At 51.7% G+C, this 16,178-nt stretch carries 16 protein-coding genes; all 16 read left to right on the top strand.

Annotation, left to right across the window (positions count from 1 at the left end; translation table 11 throughout):
- Positions 1-183 precede the first annotated feature (183 nt).
- Positions 184-645, top strand: coding sequence for a ribosome maturation factor RimP (rimP, locus tag K7P76_RS16415; protein WP_232186388.1), 462 nt, complete (start codon positions 184-186; stop codon positions 643-645).
- Positions 646-675: 30 nt separating this feature from the next.
- Positions 676-1,773 carry a transcription termination factor NusA gene (nusA, locus tag K7P76_RS16420; protein ID WP_232186389.1) on the top strand — a complete coding sequence of 366 codons (1,098 nt, stop codon included), beginning with the start codon at positions 676-678 and terminating at the stop codon, positions 1,771-1,773.
- 49 nt (positions 1,774-1,822) lie between these two features.
- Positions 1,823-2,143, top strand: a complete 321-nt coding sequence (rnpM, locus tag K7P76_RS16425) for an RNase P modulator RnpM (RefSeq protein ID WP_255678596.1) — start codon at positions 1,823-1,825, stop codon at positions 2,141-2,143.
- Complete coding sequence (locus K7P76_RS16430) at positions 2,127-2,459, top strand: L7Ae/L30e/S12e/Gadd45 family ribosomal protein (RefSeq protein WP_232186390.1); 333 nt, start codon at positions 2,127-2,129, stop codon at positions 2,457-2,459. The genes rnpM and K7P76_RS16430 overlap by 17 nt, the downstream gene beginning before the upstream one ends.
- Positions 2,452-5,544 (top strand): translation initiation factor IF-2, encoded by a 3,093-nt coding sequence (gene infB, locus K7P76_RS16435; RefSeq protein ID WP_232186391.1) that lies wholly within the window; start codon positions 2,452-2,454, stop codon positions 5,542-5,544. The genes K7P76_RS16430 and infB overlap by 8 nt, the downstream gene beginning before the upstream one ends.
- A 28-nt stretch (positions 5,545-5,572) precedes the next feature.
- Positions 5,573-5,929, top strand: a complete 357-nt coding sequence (gene rbfA, locus K7P76_RS16440; protein ID WP_232186392.1) for a 30S ribosome-binding factor RbfA — start codon at positions 5,573-5,575, stop codon at positions 5,927-5,929.
- 16 nt (positions 5,930-5,945) lie between these two features.
- Positions 5,946-6,938 carry a DHH family phosphoesterase gene (locus tag K7P76_RS16445; protein ID WP_232186393.1) on the top strand — a complete coding sequence of 331 codons (993 nt, stop codon included), beginning with the start codon at positions 5,946-5,948 and terminating at the stop codon, positions 6,936-6,938.
- Positions 6,928-7,893 (top strand): tRNA pseudouridine(55) synthase TruB, encoded by a 966-nt coding sequence (gene truB, locus K7P76_RS16450; protein WP_232186394.1) that lies wholly within the window; start codon positions 6,928-6,930, stop codon positions 7,891-7,893. The genes K7P76_RS16445 and truB overlap by 11 nt, the downstream gene beginning before the upstream one ends.
- Before the next feature lie 15 nt (positions 7,894-7,908).
- Positions 7,909-8,892 carry a bifunctional riboflavin kinase/FAD synthetase gene (locus K7P76_RS16455; RefSeq protein ID WP_232186395.1) on the top strand — a complete coding sequence of 328 codons (984 nt, stop codon included), beginning with the start codon at positions 7,909-7,911 and terminating at the stop codon, positions 8,890-8,892.
- A 153-nt stretch (positions 8,893-9,045) separates the two neighbouring features.
- Complete coding sequence (rpsO, locus tag K7P76_RS16460) at positions 9,046-9,315, top strand: 30S ribosomal protein S15 (RefSeq protein ID WP_232186396.1); 270 nt, start codon at positions 9,046-9,048, stop codon at positions 9,313-9,315.
- 183 nt (positions 9,316-9,498) lie between these two features.
- Complete coding sequence (gene pnp / locus K7P76_RS16465; protein ID WP_232186397.1) at positions 9,499-11,598, top strand: polyribonucleotide nucleotidyltransferase; 2,100 nt, start codon at positions 9,499-9,501, stop codon at positions 11,596-11,598.
- Between the two features lie 160 nt (positions 11,599-11,758).
- Positions 11,759-12,754: a polysaccharide deacetylase family protein gene (locus K7P76_RS16470; protein ID WP_232186398.1), complete on the top strand. Its 996-nt coding sequence runs from the start codon at positions 11,759-11,761 to the stop codon at positions 12,752-12,754.
- A 65-nt stretch (positions 12,755-12,819) separates the two neighbouring features.
- The gene (locus tag K7P76_RS16475) at positions 12,820-14,100 is read left to right on the top strand and encodes a M16 family metallopeptidase (RefSeq protein ID WP_232186399.1); all 1,281 of its coding nucleotides are present in this window, start codon (positions 12,820-12,822) and stop codon (positions 14,098-14,100) included.
- Complete coding sequence (gene dut, locus K7P76_RS16480) at positions 14,027-14,506, top strand: dUTP diphosphatase (protein WP_373692419.1); 480 nt, start codon at positions 14,027-14,029, stop codon at positions 14,504-14,506. The genes K7P76_RS16475 and dut overlap by 74 nt, the downstream gene beginning before the upstream one ends.
- Positions 14,507-14,675: 169 nt before the next feature.
- The gene (gene dpsA / locus K7P76_RS16485) at positions 14,676-15,575 is read left to right on the top strand and encodes a dipicolinate synthase subunit DpsA (RefSeq protein WP_232186535.1); all 900 of its coding nucleotides are present in this window, start codon (positions 14,676-14,678) and stop codon (positions 15,573-15,575) included.
- Entirely contained in the window at positions 15,572-16,168 is a 597-nt protein-coding gene (locus K7P76_RS16490; RefSeq protein ID WP_232186401.1) for a dipicolinate synthase subunit B, read from the top strand. The genes dpsA and K7P76_RS16490 overlap by 4 nt, the downstream gene beginning before the upstream one ends.
- Positions 16,169-16,178 lie beyond the last annotated feature (10 nt).

Consider the following 16,178-nt stretch of genomic DNA (forward strand, 5'->3'; position numbering starts at 1 on the left):
GCGGAAGGACAGGAAAGTTGTGGTTGCCAGCCGCTTTAAGGTTATGTTATATTAATTTTGGTAATCATGTGGATATCACTGTCTGCAGAAGAGTGGGGAAACCCACTCTTTCCGTTTTGTCTGCGGGTCTTTGCGGTTATGAGACTGCGGGAATCCATTTGGAGCATCGGGAGGTAAACCATTTTGAATGCACCGAAAATCAAGTCCATCGTGGAAAATTTCGCGACTTCCTATTTGGAGGAAAACGGGCTCGAACTGGTGGACGTGGAATACGTGAAGGAAGGCAGCAACTGGTTTTTGCGAATATATGTGGACAAGGAAGGCGGCATCGATATCGACGATTGCGGCCGCGTTTCTGAATTCGTAAGCGCAAAGCTGGATGAACTGGATCCCATAGAAGAAGCGTATTTCCTGGAAGTTAGTTCTCCCGGCGCCGAGAGGCCGCTTAAGAAGGCCGAAGATGTCGCGAAAGCCGTCGGCAAACACGTGTTTGTGACGACCTATGAACAAATTAATGGGGCCAAAGAGTTTGAAGGAAGGCTTGACGGATTCGACGGAGAGACAATGATCGTAGTCATCGGACGCCGTAAACATGCCATCCCTTACAATAAAGTGGCCTCGGCACGCTTGGCCATTGTTTTCTAATTCTTTTTTACGAGGAGGAATCATCAAGTCATGAGCATGGAGTTCATCGAAGCGCTGTCCGAAATCGAGCGCGAGAAGGGCATCAGCAAAGACGTCCTGATCGAAGCTATCGAAGCGGCACTTATCTCCAGCTACAAGCGTAACTTTAATACGGCTCAGAACGTTCGCGTCGACATTAATCGGACAACGGGACAAATTAAAGTTTATGCGCGTAAAACGATCGTGGAAGAGGTGCTTGACCCACGATTGGAAATTTCGCTGGAAGCATCCAGAGCTATGAATCCGCATTATCAGCTGGAGGATATAGCGGAGATTGAGGTTACGCCAAGGGATTTCGGACGGATTGCCGCGCAAACGGCGAAGCAAGTCGTCACGCAACGGATTCGCGAAGCAGAACGCGGTCTCATTTACCATGCTTTCGTGGATAAAGAGCAGGATATCGTTACTGGAATCGTGCAACGGATGGACTTGCGCAATTTATACGTGGATCTTGGTAAAGTGGAAGCCGCGCTGCCGCTAACCGAATTGATGCCGACCGACAAGTTCAAACAAGGCGATCGCGTCAAATCTTTCATCACGAAAGTGGAGAACACGAGCAAAGGCCCGCAAATCATTTTATCGCGAACTCATCCCGGGCTGTTGAAACGTTTGTTCGAGCTTGAAGTGCCGGAAATTTTCGATGGTACGGTCGAAATCCGTTCGGTCGCGCGCGAAGCGGGATTCCGTTCGAAGATCGCCGTCTATTCCCGCAACGATGAAGTGGATCCGGTCGGTTCTTGCGTCGGGCAAAAAGGGATTCGCGTTCAGACGATCGTTACCGAGCTTAAAGGCGAGAAAATCGACATCGTGAGATGGTCCGATTCCATCGATGAGTATGTCGCTAACGCGCTCAGCCCATCGAAAGTGCTTGAAGTTCTCGTATTCGAAGCAGAGAAGATGGCGCGAGTTATCGTTCCGGATTATCAGCTTTCCCTTGCGATCGGAATTAAAGGACAGAACGCTCGTTTGGCTGCCAAGCTGACCGGCTGGAAAATCGACATCAAGAGCGAAACGCAGGCCGAGCAAGAGTATGGACGTCCGAAAACGACGGGAACGACAATGCATCAGGACAGCGTATCCATCGACTGAGCTTATGCTTACGAGGTGCGTTTCTTACGAAACGCCGGGAGGGATCACCTTGAGACCGAGAAAGATACCGCAGCGTAAATGCGTGGCTTGTCAGGAAATGAAACCCAAGAAGGAACTGATTCGAATCGTTCGTTCTCCGCAGGGAGAAATTCAAATCGACCTGACCGGCAAGAAGCCTGGGCGCGGCGCTTATTTATGCGGCAATGTCGCTTGCTTCAAGTTAGCTAAAAAATCCAAGGCGTTCGAACGGGCTTTGAAGACGCCGGTCGGTGCGGATATATACGATCGTCTGGAAGCCGAATTCATTCAAGTGGAAGAGGAGTTCCAGGCAAGCAAGGAGCTCGCGAGCGACGATGACGACGGCGAATAAAGTATTATCCCGATTGGGCTTGGCGACGAGAGCGGGCAAGCTTATCAGCGGGGAAGAAGTCGTGTTAAAAGCGGTTAGGTCCGGTGAAGCCAAGCTGGTGTTGCTTGCCGGAGATGCTTCGGATAATACCGCTAAGAAAATTAAAGACAAATGCAGCAGCTACGGAGTCCCGTTATTAATAGGATTTACCCGATTCGAGTTGGGATCTGCCGTAGGCAAACCCGAGCGTGTACTATTCGCGGTAACGGATCGGGGATTTGCCGACATGCTAGCCGTCGGTTGGGGTCATCATTCGGAGGTGGAGAATATTGAGTAAGCAAGATAGTACGGATAACAAGGATAAGCTAAGAGTTTACGAATATGCCAAACAGCTCAACATGAGCAGTAAAGAGGTTATCACGATATTGAAAAGAATGAATATGCCGGTTAACAACCACATGAGCGTTATGGAAAACGGAATGACCGGAGCAGTCGAGAAATTTTTCCGCGACGTTAAAGCGAACGCGGCAGCCAAAATGGCTCAAGCTTCAGCGAAGCCTGCGGCACCAGCAGCCGATCGCCGCCCGCAGACGGGAGCGCCGGCTTCTTCGAGTACGCCGACGCAGAACGCGCCGCAACAACAAGCGCAGCCGGCTCGTCCCGCTGCACAAGCACCGGTAACTGCACAGCAAGCGCCGGCGAGTACTTCGCAGGCGGATTCCGGTCCCGCTTCTTCGGCGCCAACGGCACCCGCTTCTGCGGGAGCGGCACCTTCGCAAGGTCAAGCTCCAAGACCGCAAGGTCAAGGCAGCTATAACCAACGCGAAGGCGGCAACCGTCCGCAAGGACAGGGCGGATACAGCCAACGCGAAGGCGGCAATCGTCCGCAAGGCCAAGGTGGATATAGCAGCGGCGGTGGAAGTCGTCCGCAAGGCCAAGGCGGTCAAGGCGGAAGCCGACCGCAAGGCCAAGGTGGTCAAGGCGGATATAGCGGCGGCGGTGGAAGTCGACCGCAAGCTCAAGGCGGAAGCCGTCCGCAAGGCCAAGGCGGTCAAGGCGGATACAGCAGCGGCGGCGCAAGCCGACCGCAGGGCCAAGGCGGATATAGCAGCGGCGGCGCAAGCCGACCGCAAGGCCAAGGCGGATATAGCAGCGGCGGCGCTAACCGACCGCAGGGCCAAGGCGGATATAGCAGCGGCGGCGGCGGTAATCGACCGCAGGGCCAAGGTGGATATAGCAGCGGTGGCGCAAGCCGACCGCAGGGCCAAGGCGGATATAGCAGCGGTGGCGGCGGTAATCGACCGCAAGGCCAAGGCGGATATAGCAGCGGCGGCGCAAGCCGTCCGCAAGGCGCAGGCGGCAGCAGCGCTGCTCCAAGTCGTCCGGGTCAAGGTACGGGAGCTGGACGCAGTCCGGCTGCATCGGCGGTAGGCGCTCGCGGCGGACGTCCTGGAGACAGCAGTCGTCCGGCAGGCCGCGGCGATGCGAAAGGCCGTCCGGGCGAAGGCGGGGATTTCAACCGCACCGGTGCCGGCGGTCCTGGAGCTGCGGGCAAACGCAAAGACAGCCGGTTCGACGATGGCAGAGGCGGCAACTTCAGAGGAGCTAAAGGCAAAGGCGGCAAAAACGCTCGCAAGAGCAACCAACCGCCACGGGAAAAAATCGACAACACGCCTAAAAAGGTTATCGTTCGCGGTAATATGACTGTAGGCGAATTGGCTAAGCTGTTGCACAAAGACGCTTCCGAAGTCATCAAGAAGCTATTGATGATGGGCGTTATGGCAACGATCAACCAAGATCTCGATTTGGATACCGTATTGCTCGTCGTTAATGAATACGGCGTGGAATCGGAAGTGAAAATCGTTGTTGAAGATACCCAATTTGAAACGATTGAAGAGAACGACGATCCGGATGCATTGATCTCCCGTCCTCCTGTCGTTACGATTATGGGTCACGTCGATCATGGTAAAACGACGCTTCTAGACGCTATCCGCGAAACGAAAGTGGCAAGCGGCGAAGCGGGCGGTATTACCCAGCATATCGGAGCGTACCAAGTTGAAATCAACGGCAAGAAGATTACGTTCTTGGATACGCCTGGTCATGAAGCGTTCACGACAATGCGTGCGCGCGGTGCGCAAGTAACCGATATTACGATTCTCGTTGTTGCGGCGGACGATGGCGTTATGCCTCAAACCGTTGAAGCGATCGCTCATGCGAAAGCGGCGAAGGTGCCGATTATCGTTGCCGTAAACAAAATTGATAAACCGGGCGCTAATCCGGATAAAGTGAAGCAAGAATTGACCGAGTACGGTCTCGTGCAGGAAGCATGGGGCGGCGACACGATCTTCGTCGAAGTGTCCGCGAAACAACGCATCAACCTCGACGGCCTTCTCGAGATGATTCTTCTCGTCGCCGAAGTGAATGACTACAAAGCAAACCCAGACAAGCGGGCGCGCGGTACGGTCATGGAAGCCGAGCTCGACAAAGGCAAAGGCCCTGTTGCCCGGATTCTCGTTCAGAACGGTACGCTTAAAGTGGGCGACGCCTTCGTGGCGGGCGACTGCTTCGGACGTATTCGCGCCATGACGAATGACCGCGGCCGCCGTATTAAAGAAGCGGGTCCTTCGACACCGATCGAAATTACCGGTTTGACGGAAGTGCCGCAGGCAGGCGATCCGTTCATGGTATTCGAGGACGAGCGCAAAGCGCGTGAAATCGCCGACAAGCGTTCGATCAAGACTCGTCAGTCTCAGATGAAAGCCAACCAAACGGTTACGCTGGAAGATCTGTTCAGCAAAATCAAGGATGGCGACATCAAGGAGCTTAACGTCATCCTTAAAGCCGACGTTCAAGGTTCGCTCGAGGCGCTTAAAGGCTCCCTGGAGAAAATCGAGATCGAAGGCGTTCGCGTCAAAACGATTCTTAGCGGCGTAGGCGCGATTACGGAGTCCGACATTATTCTGGCTTCCGCCTCCTCTGCGATCGTCGTTGGTTTCAACGTACGTCCGGAGCCTCGCGCGCAATCGTCCGCAGAGCAAGAAAAGGTTGACGTTCGCCTGCACACGATTATTTACAAAGTGATCGAAGAGATCGAACACGCGATGAAAGGGATGCTTGATCCGATCTTCAAGGAAAGAGTAACCGGACACGCGGAAGTACGCGAAACATTCAAAGTGACGAAAGTGGGCACGATTGCAGGCTGTATGATTACGGACGGCAAAATTGCCCGTAACTCCGAAGCCCGCCTTACTCGCGGAGGAATCGTGGTCTTCACAGGTAAAATCGATTCCCTTAAGCGATTTAAGGATGATGCGAAGGAAGTTTCGGAAGGCTATGAATGCGGGATCACGTTAGACAAATTCAATGACCTCAGACAGGGCGATATCATCGAAGCATTCGTGATGGAGTCTGTTGAGCGTTAATATCAGCTCGCATTAAGGTGGGATCAGCATGGCCAAATTCCGAGTCGGACGGGTCGGCGAACAGATTAAGAAGGAAATCAGCTCCATCATCCAGACGGAGCTGAAAGACCCCCGTATCGGTTTTATTACGGTTACCGGAGTGGACATCACGAATGATCTATCGCTTGCAAGAGTGTATATAAGCATCTTGGGAAGCGAAGAACAGAAAGAGGAGACGCTCAAAGCGATCGGGCGAGCGAACGGGTTTTTGCGCTCGGAGTTGGGACGTCGAGTCAAACTGCGCCATACCCCGGTTATGGAATTTCGCTTCGACAGTTCCATTGCGTACGGCAGCCATATCGAATCGTTGCTGCAGAAATTGAACAAAGATTCTCTGGAGTCTTAGTATCGGGCTAGGGGGAATGAGCATGTGGGCCAAAGATTTGCAGGAAGCCGCCGCCTTCATTCGTGAAAGGGACGATTTCCTAATCGTTTCTCATGTGCAGCCCGATGGTGACGCCATAAGCTCCACGGTTGCCGCAGGTTGGCTGCTGGAGAAGCTAGGCAAGAAATTTACGATGCTGAACGAAGGCCCCGTGCCTTCTCGGCTGCATTTTTTGTGGAAAAGCGCGAATATCTTAACGATTGGCGACAATGAACCGGAGCGGCAATACCGCAACGTCATTTGCGTCGATTGCGCGGACTACGCGCGCGTGGGTAAGACGAATCAATGGTTCGCGCAGGATGCAGAGCTGCTTAATATCGACCACCATCCAACGAATGATGGCTTTGGCCGCGTTAACTTAATGAAATTTCACGCGGCAGCTACCGCTGAAATTTTATTCGAGTTGCTTGACGAGCTTGAACTAGACTTGGACGAGGATATTGCCACCGCCATTTATACGGGATTGTTGACGGATACGGGCGGTTTCCGCTATTCCAACACAAGTCCGCAAGTGATGGCAATGGCTTCGCGATTGCTGGAAGCAGGAGTTAAAGGGCCGGAATTAGCCGAGCTTTTGCTGGAACGGATGACGATGGGTCAGCTTCGCATCATTCAACGCGGTTTGTCGCGGCTATCCTTCAGCCCAGATCAGCAAATCGGTTGGCTTTGGGTGAACTCGGAGGATTTGGAGGAAACGGGAGCGACCAATGAAGATTTGGAAGGTCTCGTTAACTATCCGCGCAATATCGAAGGAGTAGAGGTCGGGTTGCTGTTCAAGCAAAATGGCCAGGAATCCGTTAAAGTCAGCTTGCGTTCCGCAGGACGTGTAAACGTTGCGGCGGTTGCCCAGCATTTCGGCGGCGGCGGGCACGTTCGCGCGGCGGGCTGCAGGCTTACGGATCCGCTTCCCGAAGTAATCAGCCAAGTTATAGCGGTTGTTCAGAAAGCGCTGGAAGCCCATGAGTCATAACCCGGAGCAAGTTTTGGAAGGGGTTCTGGCCGTATGGAAGCCTGCAGGCTGGACTTCCCATGATGTCGTTGCGAAAACGCGCGGGTTGCTTCGGGTACGAAGAATCGGACATACAGGCACGTTAGATCCCGCCGTGACGGGGGTGCTTCCGCTCTGTATCGGCCGTTCTACCCGGTTTGTCGAATATTTGCAGGACATGCCCAAAACATATGAAGCAACGCTTCGTTTCGGGATAGCTACGGATACGGAGGATTTAACCGGCAATATCATTGAGCAGAAGGACGCTTCCTTTTTAACGGAGTCCATGATCATCGATGCCGCTTTATCCTTCATCGGGGAGATCGATCAAGTCCCGCCGATGGTATCCGCCGTTAAAATCAATGGAAAACGGCTTTATGAATTGGCTCGGGAAGGATTAACGGTAGATCGTCCTTCCAGGCGCGTCAACATATACGGAATCGAAATTTTGAATGTAATCGCAAATGGCGCCGAGCCGGAGCTTACTTTTTCCGTAACCTGTTCCAAAGGCACTTATATTCGCACCTTATGCGTGGACATCGGCCGTAAGCTGGGAGTTCCCGCAGTCATGAAAGAGCTCGTTCGCACGGAAAGCGCAGGCATCCGTCAGGAGCAATGCGTGACGTTGGAGCAAATTCCCGATTTGATTAAGCACGGCGGCTTGAGCGAGAAATTGCTCGCACCGGACACGATGCTGGCAGGAATGCCATCCGTGGTCGCCGAGTATCCTGAATCGCTATACGTTCTTCAGGGTAAAGCCGTTGATGCGAATCGGCTGCAGCCGAAGCCTGACAAAGAGGGATTATTAAAGCTTTATCGATCGGATGGGGTTTTTCTCGGGTTGTTCTCTCTTGAAGGGGACATGGAAACGGTCCGTCCGGTGAAAGTGTTTTACGCTCCGGATGGAACGGAGAAAACCGGCAGTCAGTCCGATTAAGCAGGAGGGCATCAGGTGGAGAGGTATGATCTATCAGTAACTAATGTAACGGGTACTCTGCCTGAAGGAGCCCGTAAAATCAACGGTATTTCGCTGGCAATCGGCTTTTTCGACGGTGTCCATCTGGGGCATCTCGAGGTCGTTCGTCAAGCGGTTGCCTTGGCGCGCCAGCAGGGGCTCGTACCTGCGGTAATGACATTTGATCCGCATCCGAGAGTCGTGCTCGGTCAAGGCTCGCAATTTCATACCGTGCTTACTCCTCTCGAAGACAAGCTTAAACTTCTTGCGGAACTAGGAGTAGAAGCGGCGTATATTATCCATTTTGACCGGGATTTCTCTGAAGTGACGGCGGAACAATTCGTTAAATCTTTCATTTCACCGCTCGGAGTGAAGGCGACGGTCGTTGGTTTTGATTTCGCTTTCGGCCACCGTGGCGAGGGAAATGCGGAATCATTAAGAGTGTATGGCGGCGGTGAAATTGAAGTACGGGTCGTTTCACCGGTCTATTATGAAGGGCATAAAGTGAGCAGCACCCGCATTCGCGACCGATTGGCGGAAGGGGATTGCAACGCTGTAACCCATTTATTGGGACGGCCGTACGAGATTAAGGGTATCGTGGTTCATGGCGACGCGAGGGGCAGATTACTAGGGTTCCCAACTGCGAACTTGCTTCCAGAACAGCCTTATGTCATTCCAAGGTCAGGCGTATATGCCATTTATATTGATGTATTATCTGCATCGGGAGCTAGCGAAAACCGCTATAGCGGCGTTCTTAATGTCGGCTATCGGCCAACATTTGATGCGCCGGGCGGTGCATTGAAGCTGGAAGCGCATTTGTTTGACTTTGACGGCGATCTCTATGGACGCGAGCTGGCGCTGACGCTTCACTCGTTCTTCCGCTCGGAGAAGAAGTTTGAGTCTATTGATCAACTGATCGAACAAATTACGAGTGACGCCGCAGAAGCTAGAAAGATTCTCTCAACGATTGTAAAGAGCTGATTGGCGGTCCTAACTTTTTTATGCTATACTAGAACATGTTGCTGAAATCGGCCTATCGCCGACGCTTCGGTATACAGGAACCTTAGCTTGGCAGAGCGCCCTCACCGACGCCTGCGCGGCTAATGGCGATTCTATAGAAGGAGGTGAACAAGGATGGCATTGTCACAAGAACGTAAGCAAGAATTGATCGAAGAGCATAAGACGCATGCAACGGACACCGGTTCCCCGGAAGTCCAAATTGCTATCCTTACGCAGAACATCAACAACTTGACGACTCACTTTCGGGAGCACAAGAAAGATCACCACTCCCGCCGCGGTCTGCTTAAGATGGTTGGTCAACGCCGTAAGCTGCTAGCATACTTGAAAAACAAAGATGTTAGCCGGTATAGCGCCCTGATTTCCAAGTTGGGACTACGCCGTTAATTAGTAAACTGCACGAAAGCAACCTGGCCATGTCGATTAGGGTTTACGCCCTCGCCGGCATCAGGTTGCTTTTTCCCATATTAGGGAGATGAATGCTTCCGAAGATGCCTAAGCATCCATTAGGCAGGAAATAATGGGAAGAGTGTCGAAAGTACATAATGTTAATAAGAGGAGGGAATCTGTTTGGAACATCGCGTGGAAATGCAGCTCGGCGGTCGTTCGTTGATTTTGGAAACGGGACGATTGGCCAAGCAAGCGAATGGCGCAGTCGTCGTTCGTTATGGAGAAACGGTTGTTTTGTCCACTGTTACGGCTTCCAATGAGCCGAAGGATCTTGATTTTTTTCCGCTTACCGTCAACTATGAAGAACGGTTATATGCGGTAGGTAAAATTCCCGGAGGTTTCATTAAGCGGGAAGGACGTCCTAGCGAGAAAGCGATCCTATCCAGTCGTTTGACGGATCGGCCGATCCGTCCGCTGTTCTCGGAAGGGTTCCGGAACGACGTTCAGATCGTGAACCTCGTAATGAGCGTGGACCAGGACTGTGCGCCCGAGATTGCCGCTATGATCGGTACTTCCGCTGCGCTAGCCATCTCTAACGTTCCGTTTAACGGACCGGTAGGAGGCGTTATCGTAGGTCGAATCGACGGTAATTACATCGTGAACCCGACTCAAGCGCAAGAAGAAATCACCGACATGTTCGTCGTCGTATCAGGTACGCGCGACGCGATCATGATGGTAGAGGCCGAAGCAAACGAAGTTTCCGAATCGGATATTCTCGAGGCCATCATGTTCGGACACGAAGAAATCAGGAAAATCGTTGATACGATCGATCAACTGGTTGCCGTAGCCGGTCAGCCGAAGATGGAAGTGAAGCTGCACAGCGTGGATCCTTCCGTAGAAGCTGATGTACAAGCCTATGCGAAAACTCGTCTGGTGCAAGCAGTAAGCATTTCCGAGAAGCATGCTCGCCAAGAAGCGATTGATCTCATTAACGGCGAGACGGTGGAACACTTCGGCAACGTGTATGCCGAAACGCCAAGCAAGCTCAAAGACGTTAAGGAAGTATTGTACGATATCGTCAAGAACGAGGTTCGCCGTCTCATTACGCACGATAAAGTGCGTCCGGACGGTCGCGGACTATCGGAAATCCGCCCGATATCGAGCGATACATCCATTCTTCCGCGAACTCACGGTTCCGGATTGTTTACGCGCGGGCAAACGCAAGCACTCAGCATTTGTACGTTAGGGCCGCTCGGCGAAGTACAAATTTTGGATGGGATCAGCCCGCAGGAATCGAAACGGTTCATGCATCACTATAACTTCCCGCCATTCTCCGTAGGTGAAGCGCGTCCTTTGCGTCCGCCTGGCCGCCGGGAAATCGGTCACGGAGCGCTTGGCGAACGGGCTTTGCTGAAGGTTCTGCCTTCGGAAGCAGAGTTCCCGTATACGATCCGCCTCGTATCCGAGGTTCTGGAGTCCAACGGATCTACTTCTCAAGCAAGTATTTGCGCAAGTACGCTTGCCATGATGGACGCGGGCGTTCCGATTAAAGCGCCGGTTGCCGGCGTTGCCATGGGCTTGATTAAAGACGGCGAACACACATCGATTTTGACCGACATCCAAGGGATGGAAGATCACTTGGGCGACATGGATTTCAAAGTTGCGGGAACGGCAGCAGGCATTACGGCGATTCAAATGGATATCAAGATCGACGGAATCGATCGTCAGATTCTGACGGACGCTCTGCAGCAAGCTAAAGAAGGTCGCTTGTTCATCTTGAGTAAAATGCTCGAGACGATCCAAGAGCCGCGCAAGCAATTAAGCAAATACGCTCCGAAAATCATCTCGCTTAAGATACACCCGGACAAAATCCGCGATGTTATCGGTTCCGGCGGTAAAATCATTAACAAAATCATTGAAGAAACCGGCGTAAAAATCGATATCGAGCAAGACGGTACCGTATATATCGCATCGACGGATGAAGCGGCGAACCAACGCGCTCGCGGCATAATCGAAGGCATCGTCAAAGAAGTCGTTGTTGGCGAGGTTTACACCGGTACGGTGAAACGGATCGAGAAATTCGGTTGCTTCGTCGAGATTTTGCCGAACAAAGACGGGCTCATACACATCAGCCAGCTTTCCAACGAGCGGGTTGCCAAAGTGGAGGATGTCGTTAACATCGGAGACCAGATCGAAGTAAAGGTTACGGAAATCGACAATATGGGCCGAATCAACTTGTCCCGCAAGGCTTTGCTAAGCTCCGAACAAGTATCCGTATAAACGAACGGCAATCGAATAAGGAAGACAAAAGAGACTCCGATTTGCAGGTCTCTTTTTGTTTTGCATAAATAAATGGTTTCTAAGGGATGCTCACTCATAAACCCCGTTGCCCTGGCATAGGATGAGGCAGGGTAAACGGGACAAGACGGGGGTGAGCCGAATGAAGAGAAAGACGTCGCCCGCATTGTTGGCGGCGATGCTGGTGTGCCTGACGGCCGTATTATTGGCAGGAACTTACGGGCCGTTAAAGCCGTTCGTACAATCCGTCAAACCTCAAGCTGCTTCAATCGCTGTCTTAGAAAGCGGCAAACAGGAAGATCAATTAATGAGATGGATTAAATCAGAGGCGACGAAACGAAACAAACCTCCGATCGATGCCGTTATCGATCGGGTTTGGAAAGCGATTCCCGGGTATAACGGACGGGTTGTCGATGTAGAGGCAACTTATCAGAAAGCGAAATTGCTCGGCTTAACAGTTAAAAACACCGATCAATTCCCATGGGTTTATCGCGAGTTGAAGCCGAAGGTTTCGCTGATGGATTTGCCGAAACAGCCGATTTATCGAGGCAATCCATCCAAACCTATGGTCGCTTTTATGATTAATGTCGCGTGGGGGGATGAATACTTGCTTCCGATGCTCGATATTTTAAAAGAAGCCCGCGTGAAAGCGACTTTCTTCTTCGACGGTACGTGGTTGTCTAAACATATGGATACGGCCAGAAGCATAGTCGCTCAGGGACACGAAGTTTCCAATCATGCGTATACTCATCCGAACATGAGTCAACTGGGCGCCACTCGGCAGCGGGAAGAGATCGGCAAGACGGAAGCGCTTCTGAAAAAATTGGGCGTAACTAATGTGTGGTTTGCGCCTCCATCCGGATATTATAATGAAAATACGGTGAAAGTCGCTAACGAATACGGATTAAGAACGGTATTATGGACGTTGGATACGATTGATTGGCAAAAGCCGCAGCCTTGGACGGTTATTGATAAAGTGTCCAGACATGTTAGTCCGGGAACATTGATCCTGATGCATCCAACAGCAACCTCGCAAGGGGCATTAAAAGGTATGATCAAGGTCATTAAATCCAAGGGTTATACGCTTGGAACGGTGTCGGAAACACTGTCTTCGGAACGGGTAGATGATCGGTTGTGACGGATGTCGGAATTTGATATAGTTGTATCACTGTTTGTTAGGTATTCAGCAGAGGGGGAAATCGGATGAACAAATATGAGCTCAAGAACGGATTGCGCGTGATGATCGAGACGATACCGACCTGTCGGTCGGTATCGTTCGGCATCTGGGTTAAAACCGGTTCCCGTTATGAAAGTGTAGATAATAACGGTATCTCGCATTTCATTGAGCATATGCTGTTCAAGGGGACGAATCGCCATAGCGCGAAAGATATAGCCGACCGTTTCGATGGAATCGGGGGCAACGTAAATGCTTTTACGTCCAAAGAATATACATGTTATTACGCCAAAGTATTGGATCAGCATTTGCCGATAGCCGTAGATATTTTGTCCGATATGTTTTTTGATTCGCTGCTTAACGAAGTGGAGTTAGCCAAGGAAAAAAACGTCATACTGGAAGAAATATCAATGTATGAGGATACACCCGACGATACGGTCCATGATTTAGCATCCCGGGCGGCTTTTCACGATCACCCGCTCGCCTATTCGATTCTTGGAACGGCCGAACGGCTTCATGCAATGGGATCGGATAACTTGCGCGGCTATATGGGGGAGCGTTATCGCATTGATAACACCGTTATCAGCGTAGCGGGCAACGTAGGCGAAGAAGTACTCGAGTTGCTTGAGCGATATTTCGGACAGTTCGGGGTGAGGGGTCAGGACACCTCGCTCGAATCGCCGGTTTTCCATTCCCGTGCGTTGTTTCATCGCAAAAAAACGGAACAAAACCATCTATGTCTTACTTTTCCGGGTTCCTCGATTAAAGCGCCTAACCTGTATGCTATGATTCTTCTAAACAACACGATCGGCGGCGGAATGAGTTCGCGTTTGTTCCAGGAAATCAGGGAAAAACGCGGTCTTGCCTATTCGGTGTATTCCTATCATACATCCTATGCGGATAGCGGGTTGTTTACCGTTTATGCGGGAACGGCTCCGAAGCAAACGCAGGACGTTTATAATATCACGATGGAATTGCTGAATGATTTTGCGGCCGAGGGAATGAGCGAAGCCGAGCTTCATCGGGGCAAAGAGCAACTGAAAGGCAATTTGATCTTAAGCTTGGAAAGCACCAGCAGCCGCATGAACCGTTTGGGGAAAAACGAGTTGATGCTTGGCCGACATTATACATTGGATGAAATGCTGGAGCGGATAGATCAAGTAAAGCTATATGATGTTAGCGAGATTATGGAGACGATGATGGCAGAGCCATGCGCCGTCGCGTTGGTGGGTTCGAATGAGAAGGTGCTGTCGGGAATCGGGAGGGAATTCATTGTATCCAGTTCAGTTGAAACGTCTGCCGGGGAATGAGGATGTTGCTTTGCCGCGCCAAATGTCGGAGTGGGCTGCGGGATTCGACGTGCATGCTGCCGTAGCTGAACCTGTCGTGTTAAAACCGGGCGAGCGGGTTTTAATCCCGACCGGGTTCGCGATGGCGATGCCTAGAGAATTGGAAGCGCAGATCCGGCCACGGAGCGGTTTAGCCTTTAAGCATGGGATTACGTGCCTGAACACGCCGGGTACGATCGACGCGGATTATCGCGGAGAAGTAAAAGTACTCCTTATCAACTTGGGACAGGAGCCTTTCACTATCGAACGTGGCGAGCGCGTTGCGCAGATCGTTTTCCAACGCGTGCCCCAAGTATCTCTTGAAGAAGTCTCGGAGCTAACGGACACCGTTCGCGGCGAGGGCGGTTTCGGACACACAGGAAAATAAGTCTAACTAATCTCCACCGGCCTAACTTGGATCTTATTGATCCGAGTTAGGTTTTTTGTTATCCCCTTCGCTCAGTATCTCGTTCCCGACTATTCACTCCTATCGGCACCCCGGACTGGGCGATTGCATACGATATGCTATGCAAGAAAGCCGAAAGGAGGGGGCAGCGATACTTACGGGAGTGCAAGTTGTGCTCGCTGGCGGAGACGCCCGGCAGCTAGAGGTCATCAGGCGATTAACCGAGATGGATGCCTCGGTTACGCTAGTTGGCTTCGATAGGTTGGATACTCCTTTTAGCGGAGTCGTTAAAGCGGAGTGGTCTCCGGATATTTTGAAGCAGGCGGATGCGTTGGTACTTCCTGCGGTCGGTACGGATGATGATGGAATCATTTCGACTTTATTCACCGATCAAGAACTGAAGTTAACGGATGCGCATCTTGCGGTCGTGCCCAAAACCTGCAAAGTGATTACTGGGATGGCGAAGCCCTTTTTGCGCGAACTGTGTGAAAAATACCATCTGGAGCTTATAGAATTGTTCGAGCGGGATGATGTGGCCATCTATAATTCGATTCCGACGGCGGAAGGCGCTTTGATGATGGCCATCCAGAATACGGATATTACGATACATGGCTCCAATTGCATCGTTCTCGGCTTGGGCAGAACGGGTTTAACGATGGCTCGAACGCTGCAAGCATTGGGCGCGCGCGTTAAAGTCGGAGTGCGCCGGGATGAGGCTTTCGCACGTGCTTTTGAAATGGGTTTCGAGCCTTTCTATATGCCTGAATTAGCGCGCCAGGCGGGGAATATCGACTTGATTTTTAATACAATTCCGACTATGATAGTCACAGCACAAGTGATCGCACAACTTCCCCTGCGCGCATGTATAATCGACCTGGCATCGAAGCCCGGCGGCACTGATTTCCGCTTCGCTGAGAAGAGAGGGATCAAGGCGATGCTGGCTCCCGGATTACCGGGAATCGTGGCTCCGAAGACAGCCGGTCGAATCATCGCGAACAGTCTAACCCAGATTATTCTGGAAGACAACCGATTACGGGGGAATCTACCATGAATTGGCAGGGAATCACTGTAGGCTATGCTCTATCCGGTTCTCATTGCACATTAGAGGAAATCATGCCGCAAATTCAGCGTTTCGTTGATGCCGGGGCCAAGGTGGTGCCGATCGTATCTTCCACGATTATGACGACGGACACCCGTTTTGGAACATCGAACCAGTGGCAGGAATCTTTGCGAAAAATTACCGGAAACGAAATTATTTCCTCCATCGTAGACGCGGAACCGCTTGGTCCTTCTAAACTTCTGGACGTTTTAACGATAGCGCCTTGTACGGGCAATACGACGAGCAAGCTCGCTAATGCCTTGACGGATGGACCGGTGCTGATGGCGGCGAAGGCGCAGATGCGGAATCAGCGTCCGCTCGTTCTTGCGATATCCACCAATGACGGATTAGGGCTCAACGCGGCGAATATCGCCAAGCTTCTAATCATGAAGAACATCTACTTCGTGCCGTTCGGTCAGGACAATCCGATTGCCAAGCCAAACTCTCTCGTAGCTAGAATGGATCTTGTGCTGGAAACCTGCGAAGCCGCACTTCAGGGAAAACAACTGCAACCCATGCTCATTGAGCGTTTCATGCACGCTTGAGATAGATATG

Origin of the sequence: Cohnella silvisoli (genome assembly GCF_021190915.1) — a bacterium.
Classification (GTDB): Bacteria; Bacillota; Bacilli; order Paenibacillales; family Paenibacillaceae; genus Cohnella; species Cohnella silvisoli.